The organism is Brevundimonas sp. (assembly GCF_030656255.1).
GTDB lineage: Bacteria > Pseudomonadota > Alphaproteobacteria > Caulobacterales > Caulobacteraceae > Brevundimonas.
Window position 1 is genome coordinate 1 of sequence record NZ_JAUSOE010000069.1, and the last position, 9,110, is coordinate 9,110.

General features: G+C 66.4%; 8 protein-coding genes. 2 read left to right on the forward strand and 6 right to left on the reverse strand.

The features are described from left to right. Positions 1-77: 77 nt before the first annotated feature. A complete protein-coding gene (gene purM / locus Q7J26_RS07315; RefSeq protein WP_304935827.1) occupies positions 78-1,115 on the reverse strand; it encodes a phosphoribosylformylglycinamidine cyclo-ligase in 1,038 nt (345 codons plus the stop codon). A 79-nt stretch (positions 1,116-1,194) separates the two neighbouring features. On the opposite strand from purM, the gene rnd reads away from it, so the two are divergent. Next, positions 1,195-2,346: a ribonuclease D gene (gene rnd, locus Q7J26_RS07320; RefSeq protein WP_304935828.1), complete on the forward strand. Its 1,152-nt coding sequence runs from the start codon at positions 1,195-1,197 to the stop codon at positions 2,344-2,346. 45 nt (positions 2,347-2,391) lie between these two features. On the opposite strand, the gene Q7J26_RS07325 is transcribed toward rnd, so the two are convergent. The 5 genes from Q7J26_RS07325 to Q7J26_RS07345 all read right to left on the reverse strand — a co-directional run bounded on the left by Q7J26_RS07325 (position 2,392) and on the right by Q7J26_RS07345 (position 8,239). Further along, complete coding sequence (locus Q7J26_RS07325; RefSeq protein WP_304935829.1) at positions 2,392-3,894, reverse strand: Ppx/GppA phosphatase family protein; 1,503 nt, start codon at positions 3,892-3,894, stop codon at positions 2,392-2,394. Next, positions 3,894-6,110, reverse strand: a complete 2,217-nt coding sequence (locus Q7J26_RS07330; protein ID WP_304935830.1) for an RNA degradosome polyphosphate kinase — start codon at positions 6,108-6,110, stop codon at positions 3,894-3,896. Before Q7J26_RS07330 ends, Q7J26_RS07325 begins: the two co-directional genes overlap by 1 nt. Before the next feature lie 77 nt (positions 6,111-6,187). Further along, a complete protein-coding gene (locus Q7J26_RS07335) occupies positions 6,188-6,880 on the reverse strand; it encodes a DnaA ATPase domain-containing protein (RefSeq protein ID WP_304935831.1) in 693 nt (230 codons plus the stop codon). A gap of 84 nt (positions 6,881-6,964) precedes the next feature. Then, positions 6,965-7,252, reverse strand: coding sequence for a YciI family protein (locus Q7J26_RS07340; RefSeq protein WP_304935832.1), 288 nt, complete (start codon positions 7,250-7,252; stop codon positions 6,965-6,967). A gap of 9 nt (positions 7,253-7,261) precedes the next feature. Then, on the reverse strand, positions 7,262-8,239 hold the full coding sequence (locus Q7J26_RS07345; protein ID WP_304935833.1) for a hypothetical protein: 978 nt from the start codon (positions 8,237-8,239) through the stop codon (positions 7,262-7,264). Between the two features lie 202 nt (positions 8,240-8,441). On the opposite strand from Q7J26_RS07345, the gene Q7J26_RS07350 reads away from it, so the two are divergent. After that, positions 8,442-9,110: amino acid--tRNA ligase-related protein (locus tag Q7J26_RS07350; protein WP_304935834.1), on the forward strand; the 669-nt coding region annotated here is incomplete at its 3' end.

Consider the following 9,110-nt stretch of genomic DNA (forward strand, 5'->3'; position numbering starts at 1 on the left):
GAAACGGCGAACGGCGGGGTGCGGTAAAGCAATCCACTCGTCACCCTCGGGACCAGCCCGAGGGTGACGGGTTGGGATCAGGCCGCTTCGAGCTGTCCGCAGTCGTAGGCGACTTCGCCCGCGGTGAGCAGGGCGGCCAGAACCGGTTCGGCGTTCTCGGGCGAGACGATCAGGATGAAGCCGACGCCGCAGTTGAAGGTGCGGCGCATCTCGTGGTCGCTGATGCCGCCGGTTTCGGCCAGCCACTGGAAGACGTGGGGCATGGGCCAGCTGTTCCAGTCGAACGAGGCTTTCAGCCCTTCGGCGATACAACGCGGCGGGTTCTCGATCAGGCCGCCGCCGGTGATGTGGGCCGCGCCCTTGACCAGGCCCGCCTTCATCAGCGGCAGGACCGGCTTCACATAGATGCGGGTCGGCTCCATCAGGGCCTGGGCCAGCGAGCGATCCTTGGCGAAGGGGGCGTCGTCGCCCCAGGCCAGGCCCGACTTCTCGACCACCTTGCGGACCAGCGAATAGCCGTTCGAGTGCGGGCCGGTGGAACCCAGGCCGATGATGATGTCGCCGGGCGTCTGGCGATCCAGATAGGGCAGGGCGTGGCCCCGCTCGACGGCGCCCAGGCTGAAGCCGGCCAGGTCATAGTCGCCGTCGGTGTACATGCCCGGCATTTCGGCGGTCTCGCCGCCGACCAGGGCGCAGCCGGCCTGGCGACAGCCCTCGGCGATGCCGGCGACGACGCGGCGGGCGGCGTCGATCTCGAGCCGGCCGGTGGCGTAATAGTCGAGGAACAGAAGCGGCTCGGCGCCCTGGGCCAGCAGATCGTTGACGCACATGGCGACCAGGTCGATCCCGACGCCGTCATGACGGCCGGTCTCGATGGCGATTTTCAGCTTGGTGCCCACGCCGTCGGTGGTGGTGACGATCAGCGGGTCTTCAAATCCGGCGGCCTTAAGGTCGAACAGGGCGCCGAATCCGCCCAGCGAGGGCTCGGAACCGGGGCGCGCCGTGGACTTGGCCAGGGGCTTGATGTGTTCGACCAGCATCTCGCCTGCATCGATGTCCACGCCTGCATCGGCGTAGGTCAGGCCGTTTTCGAGAGGCTTTTGGGTGTCGCTCATGGTGTTCGGGCCTGGAATCGGGGCGGAAATGCAGCGCGGCTCTTGCCACAGGTGGGTTGCGGGGGGCTATAGCATCGGAATGACGCCGATCACCACCAATGAGGCGCTGGCCGATTTTTGCGCCCGCCTCGCCACCGCCCCGTTCATCACGGTCGACACCGAGTTCATGCGGGAGACGACCTACTGGCCCAGGCTGTGCCTGATCCAGGCCGCGTCCGCCGACCATGCCGGGATCATTGATCCCATGGCCGACGGCCTGGACCTGGAGCCCTTCCTGGACCTGTTGCGCGATCCCAACATCATCAAGGTCTTCCACGCCTGCCGCCAGGACGTCGAAATCTTCGTGCGACTGGGCGCCATGCCCAGGCCGATGTTCGACACTCAGGTGGCGGCCATGGCCGCCGGGTTCGGCGAACAGGTCGCCTATGATTCTCTCGTGCGGCAGATGTTGCGCGTCGAACTGGACAAGGGCAGCCGCTTCACCGACTGGGCGCGACGCCCGCTGTCGGACAGCCAACTGGTCTATGCCTTGGGTGACGTGACCCATCTGGCGGCCCTGTATCCCAAGCTGCGCGACCGGCTGCAGAAGGAGGGGCGGCTGGACTGGGTGATGTCGGAGATGGAGAGCCAGGTCGATCCGGCCCTGTACGACACCAACCCCGAGAACGCCTGGAAGCGGCTGAAGCCCAAGAAATTCTCGGCCAAATATCTGGCCGCCTTCAAGGCCGTGGCCGTCTGGCGCGAGCGTGCGGCCCAGGAGCGCGACCAGCCGCGTGGCCGCATCCTGAAGGACGAGGGCATCGACGAGGTCGCACAACAGACCCCGACCGACCCCGAGGCCTTCAACCGCCTGCGCTCGGTGCCCAAGGGCTTCGGCGGCTCGCGCCTGGGCCTGGAGCTGGCCGAGGAGCTGAAACGCGTCCTGGCCGACCCCGAATCGCATGCCCCTGACATGGAGCGTCCGGCCCACCGCCAGCCGGCGCCGCCGTCGGTGGTGGAGTTGCTGAAGGTGCTGCTGAAGGCCAAGAGCGACAACGCCGGGGTGGCGTCCAAACTGATCGCCACCGTGTCCGATCTGGAGAAGATCGCCGTCAGCGACGACGCCGATGTGGATGCGCTGAAAGGCTGGCGGCGCCAGATCTTTGGCGAGGATGCGCTGAAGCTGAAGCGGGGCGAGATCGCCCTGGTGCTGAGCGGCGCGCGGGTCGAGGTCGTCGAGATCGAGGGATAGCTTTCCTGTCTCCTCCCCACTGCGTGGAGAGGAGACCCTCGTTTCCTAGATTTTCAGCCCCAGTCCCATCGCCTCGGCCAGGGCCTTGGCGCGCTTTTTCGTCTGTTCGCCCAGCAGCACGTCGGCGTAACCCTCAGTGGCGGTCAACTTCAGTTCGCTCTTGCCGATCGTCGCCGTGGCGTTGGCCAGCAGTTGCGACGAGCGGCCCGACAAGTCGCAGGCCAGGCGGATGGCCAGGCCCAGGGCGCGGGCGCGTTTGGCGGCGTCCTCGTTCAACAGGCGGGTGATGATGTCGGGCTGAGGCGTGGCCGGGCCGCCGCCGTAGCGGGCGTTCATGGCGCAGGCCAGGAAGGCGCGCTCGGCATGGCTGACGCCTGCGACGGGCGCACGCAGAACCTGGTCGAAGACCAGTTCCAGACGATGGTCCGGATGCAGGCGGGCGCCCAGGTCCGACAGGCGGCAGGCGGCGGCGGACAGGACGCCGTCGCGGTCTGGACCGAAGGCCGACGGCAGGGCCGAGACGACGTCGGAAATCCAGCCGTTCAGCGCGCCGGGCAGGGCGGGGTCGATTCCCTGCCGTCCGCCCAGGGCCGCGCACCCGGCCAGCAGGGGATCGGCCGCCTGGGTCGCCTCGTCCAGGGTTTCGAACAGCAGGCCCTCGCGCACGCCCCAGGCGGACATCTCGATCCGCTTCAGGTTCAGGTGTCGGATCAAACCCTCAAGCACCAGGCCGGCGTAGGGCAGGGTCTCGGCCCGTTTCTTGGACACGCTGGGCAGTTTCGCCAGGCTTGCGGCCGACTGTTGCGCGACCAGGCGTGCGGTCTCCAGCGCCTCGTCCGCCGTCATCTCATATTGGTGGACGACCTTCAGCGGATAGGATTTCAACGCCATATGGACCTGGGCCAGGGTGCGCCAGGCGCCGCCGACGGCGTAGAGGCGGTCGGTCTGGAACCGGGCGGCGATAGGCGTCAGCCGCTGATCGATGCGGGCCTTGATCCGCTCGGCGTCGAACCCCTTGCCCTCGGCCAGGGCGAAGGGCCCCAGCGGCAGGGTCAGCCCCTGTTCGACGTTGTTCGCCGGGCTCTGGGCGCCGTCCAGACGGGTCAGCTCCAGACTGGCGCCGCCCATGTCGGCCGAGACGCCTTTCGCATTGGGCGCGCCGGCCAGCACGCCCGTGGCGGCGTATTTCGCCTCTTCTTCACCGGACAGGACGCGGATCTGCAAACCGGTCTCGGCGGCGACGCGCTGGCAGAACTCAGGCCCGTCCTTGGCTTCGCGCACGGCGGCGGTGGCGGCGATCAGGGTGGCGTCGGGACGCACCCCCTCCAGCACGGCGGCGAAACGGCGCAGGGCTGTCATGGCCATGACCACCCCCTCGGGCGACAGCTTGCCGGTGGTCGGCAGGTCGCGGCCCAGGCCGGCCAAGACCTTTTCGTTGAACACGGTCCAGATCGCCCGGCCTTCCAGCCGGTAGAGCACCAGACGAACCGAGTTGGACCCGATGTCGATGGCCGCGACGTCGCGGCCGGTAAGCGCCAGATCCGGCATCAGCGGCCGGGACGCTCGTAGCTGAGAACGGACGGCAGGGTCTTCACCTTGCGTCCACGGCCCGACAGGCTGGGATTGGTCATGAAATATTTGTGGGCCGAGAACGGCCGCTCCGGATCGGCGGGGATGAGGCGGGTATAGCGCCCTTCGGCGTCCAGCACCCAGCTTTGTGCGTCGTCCTTAAGATTGGCGACCATGATCTGATCCAGCACCTGGTCGTGGACGGTGGCGTTGCGGATCGGGGTCATCAGCTCGACCCGGCGGTCCAGGTTGCGCGTCATCCAGTCGGCGGACGAGATGAAGACCTTGGCCTTGTCGTGCGGCAGGTCCTTGCCGTTGGCGAAACAGACGATGCGGCTGTGTTCCAGGAAGCGGCCGACGATCGATTTGACGCGGATGTTCTCGGACAGGCCCGGCACGCCGGGTCGCAGGCAGCAGATGCCGCGCACCACCAGGTCGATGCGAACGCCCCACTGGCTGGCCCGGTACAGGGCGTCGATGATCTCGGGATCCACCAGCGAGTTCAGCTTGACCCAGATTGCGGCGGGCTTGCCCATGGCGGCGGCCGACATTTCCTTGCCGATCAGTTCGATCAGGGTCGTCTTCATGTTCAGCGGCGAGACGACCAGGGCCTCCAATTCGTCCGGGGTGGCGTAGCCGGTGATGTAGTTGAACACCCGGCTGGCGTCGCGCCCCAGGACCGGGTCGCAGGAGAACAGCGACAAGTCGGTGTAAACCTTGGCTGTGACGGGGTGATAGTTGCCCGTGCCGAAGTGGCAGTAGGTCTTCAGACCGTCGCCCTCGCGCCGCACGACGACGCTGAGCTTGGCGTGGGTCTTGTACTCGACGAAGCCGAAGACGACGTGGACCCCGGCCCGCTCCATGGCGCGGGCCCAGCGCAGGTTGGCTTCTTCGTCGAACCGGGCCTTCAGCTCGACCAGGGCGGTGACGTTCTTGCCGTTCTCGGCCGCCTCGATCAGGGCGGCGACGATGGGGCTGTCCTTGGAGGTGCGGTACAGGGTCTGTTTGATGGCGATGACGTTCGGGTCCCGCGCCGCCTGACGCAGGAATTGCACCACCACGTCGAAGCTCTCGAACGGGTGGTGGATCAGCAGATCCTTCTCGCGGATGGCGGCGAAAACATCGCCGCCGTTGTCGCGGACCCGCTCGGGATAGCGGGGCTCATAGCCCTTAAACTTCAGGTCGGGGTGGCCGCCGGGGATCAGATCCGACAGCTGGGCCAGGCCCAGCATGCCGTCCACCAGCACCACGTCCTGAGGCGCGGCCTCAAGCTCGCCGACGATGAAGTCACGCAGATCGGCGGGCATGGAGGCCTCGATCTTGACGCGTACGACCGAGCCCAGGCGCCGCTGTTTCAGCGCCTCCTCGAACTCCAGCACTAGGTCCTCGGCCTCTTCCTCGATCTCGATATCGCTGTCGCGGATCAGGCGCAGCAGGCCCTTTTCCAGAACCTCGCAGCCGGGGAACAGGTGGTCGATGAACAGCAGCAGCACGTTTTCCAGCGTGATGAAGCGTTTGCGTCCCGGCGCCGACCGACCGTCGGTCGGCAGCTCCCAGAACCGCTGCACCTGGGTCGGCACGGGCACCAGGGCGTAGAAGGTCTTGGTCTCGCCCTTGCGCTTCAGTTTCAGCGCCAGGGAGAAGCCCAGGTTGGGCAGGAAGGGGAAGGGGTGGGCCGGATCGATGGCCAGGGGCGTCAGGACGGCGAACAGCTGGTTCAGGAACTCGGGCTCAAGCCGTTCCTTCTCGGTCTTGGTCAGCCGGTTGCGATCAACCACCTCGATGCCGACGGTCGCCAGTTCCTTCTTCAACTGGCGCCAGCGCACCTGCTGTTCGGCCATCAGTTCGCCGGCCGAGATATTGATCCGCTCCAGCTGTTCGGCCGGGGTCAGGCCGTCGGCGGACAGCACCCGCACCCGCTCGCGCAATTGGCCCTTCAGGCCCGCCACGCGGGTCATGAAGAACTCGTCCAGGTTATTGGCCGAGATGGAAACGAACCGCAGTCGCTCCAGCAGCGGATGGTTCGGATTGGCGGCTTCCTCCAGCACGCGCTCGTTAAAGGCCAGCCAGGAGATTTCGCGGTTGAAGAACCGCGTGGGCGAGGCGATCAATTCCTCGTTCAGAGCAAGCTGGGGAGCGCGGGAAGCAGGGACTTCCTCGCCCCGGGTGGCGTCGTGGATCGCGGCGTCGGTCATAGCCCGGTTCTCGCGCGCGACTGTGACGGCCGCAAGCGGGCATCGACATTTTCATGGGCGGCTATTCGCCCCGGTTCTCAGTCGGTCTCGACCTCGACGGCGGCGTTCATTTCGTCCAGCACCTGCCGGGCCAGGGCGCGAGTGACGGGGCGGTGCAGGGCGTCCAGGCGTTCGACCGCCGTCGCGGCGGTGTCGGCGGACCGGTCCAGCCGCCGCACCAGATAGGCGATCACCTCGTCGGTCGGGGCGATGCTGCGCTCGGCGAACCGGGTGCGCAGAATGGCGGACAGAACCCGGTCGTCCGGCGCCTCGACGGCGACGGTGCGGACCGCATCCAGGCGAGAGCGCAGATCGGGCAGGGCGACGGACCAGTTCCGCGGCGCCGAGCGCGACACCAGCAGCAGGGCGCCGCCGCCCGTATGGGCCAGATTGATCAGGTGAAACAGGCTCTCGTCGTCCGCATCGCGCGCACGATCCAGCATAACCGGCCGCCCCTCCAGCTCCAACGGATCGACCAAGGCGGCCTCGACCCCGTTCAGCGGCACGGCCCCGACCCGTTCGGCCCAGTCGGCGGCCAGACGGCTCTTGCCGGAGCCCGCCGGGCCATACAGGGCCAAGACCGAACCGGCGCCGTCCGGCCAGCGGGCCAGGACGCGGACGGCCTCGGCGTTGCTGTCCGACGATACAAAGGCCTCGCCCACGAGGGGGCGTTCCAGCGGCAGACGCAGCTGTTCGGCGATCGGTCGGATCAGGGCGCTCTGCGCGGGCATGAGCCGTCATAGCAGAGGCGGAGGCGAACTGCGCAGGCGCATCCTGTTGGTACAGGGGAGGGAAGCCCCGGCCTGTGGATGGAATCAGGCGAATTCGGTCAAGGCGGGGTTGAACTTGCCTGCCTTGAACTCGGTGACCGTGTAGTCGGCGAGGCCGTGGACCTGGAACGGATCGTCCTTCAACAGGGTCTCCAGCTCTTCCTTCGTCCCGCCGCTGCGGACAACCAGGATACCGCCGGTGCGCGGAACCATGGGTCCGGCGGCGATGAACAGGCCGCTGGCGACATGGATGTCCAGCCATTCGCGATGCTCGACCGTCTTGGCCTCAATGGCTTCGATCGGTTGGGTGTAGGTGATAGTGACGATGAACATGGGATATCTCTAATTCCGGCCGCTCGGCGAGCGGCGGGCTCTTTCGCGCTCAAATGACTGACGTTGTTCTTCCTGTCCGGCAAGCGTCGGAACGCCGACCGCGATTCGTGCGCTGTCGGGAAGCAGGTCGCGATTGTAGCTTCTCTGGGTCACAGGGTCGCCGTTGGACGGTATTTGAAACTGGGTGCCGTAAATCTGGGCGCTGCCGCTTTCTTGCAGGTAGCGGTCCAGTGTCGCCGCCGCGATCCAACCCGCATCGGAGAAGCCCTTGGCCAAAGCCGTCACGGCCAAAACATGCGCCAGGAGGTAATCGTTAGGCTGGTCGCCATGCTGATAGATGAAGGCCGCCCGATAATAGTCGCGACCACTCTTCAAAGCCCCGGCTTGCATCAGTTGGGTAAGTTCGGCGCGTCGTGCGGCGTCTTTCACCGCAACCTGTGGTCCGAGCGTCAGCATATCGTCGCGATCCGCCTGGTCGGCGTCGAACAACGCCTTGACGGCCGGGTCGTCTGAGACATCGGTATCGGGTTCGAGGCGACCATAGGCGCGGTCGCCACCCCAATCCGTCTCGACTGTCGCCGGATCATGCGGCCGATAGAGGGATAGAGGTGGCATGGGCGGGCCTTCGACGAAGGCGAATGTCGCCCAATCCTTTGCCGCCAGACGTATTTCGTAAACCTCGTCGTTCGGCCGCGTGAGAGTGATGTGATCAGCAGCCAGCGCATTGATCTTCAGGTCTTCAGTGAAGACAGGGCCGTCTACGCCGCTCAATGCGCCGTCCTGTAGCAGAGTCAGGCTGGCAGGACGGGTCAGGGTCGCGACCGGCGTGTCTCCATAAGGTATGTCGATGATGAAGACCGAGCGGCCCTCGACAGCCCAAACCCATCGTCCCGCTAGGTCCGGCGACATTTGCGCCCATGTCGGAAGGGCCGTCATGAATGTGGCGGCTGAAATCGCGAGGACAGCGAGGATAAGGCGATGGAGCATTGGACGCTTCCTTTTGAGGGCGACGCAGTTTGTGGACGGCCACGCCGCTTCACAAGACACTCAGGTGGATTTGATAGGGTGTGCAAGCATGACCGAAAGCCGCCCCGACCTTGACTTTCTAGGGCGATAATGCGCCCTACGCCGCTTCGATTTCAGGCGCTCCGGCGTCAGATTCCACCGCAGAATTCCAGACGGTCCATCCATGCACGCCTACCGCTCTCACACCTGCGGCGCCCTGCGCGCCTCCGACGCCGGTTCCGCCGTTCGCCTGTCCGGCTGGGTGCATCGGAAGCGCGATCACGGCGGCCTGCTGTTCATCGATCTGCGAGACCATTACGGCCTGACGCAGCTGGTGCTGCACCCGGAGACGCCAGGCTTTGCGGCGGTCGAACGCCTGCGCGCCGAGAGCGTGATCAAGATCGACGGCGAAGTGGTCGCCCGCGAGGCGGGGGTGGTGAACCCGAACCTGCCGACCGGCGAGGTCGAGGTCCGCGTCCAGGGCGTCGAGGTCCTATCGGAAGCCGCCGAACTGCCGATGCCGGTCTTCGGCGATCAGGAGTATCCGGAGGACATCCGCCTGGCCAACCGCTTCCTGGATCTGCGTCGCGAGCGGCTGCACAAGAACATCGTGCTGCGCTCCAGGGTCATCTCCTCGATCCGCCAGCGCATGGTCGCCCAGGGCTTCCTGGAGTACCAGACCCCGATCCTGACCGCCTCGTCGCCCGAGGGCGCACGCGACTTCCTGGTGCCGTCGCGTCTGCACCCCGGCAAGTTCTACGCGCTGCCGCAGGCGCCTCAGCAGTTCAAGCAACTGCTGATGGTCTCGGGCTTCGACCGTTATTTCCAGATCGCGCCCTGCTTCCGTGACGAA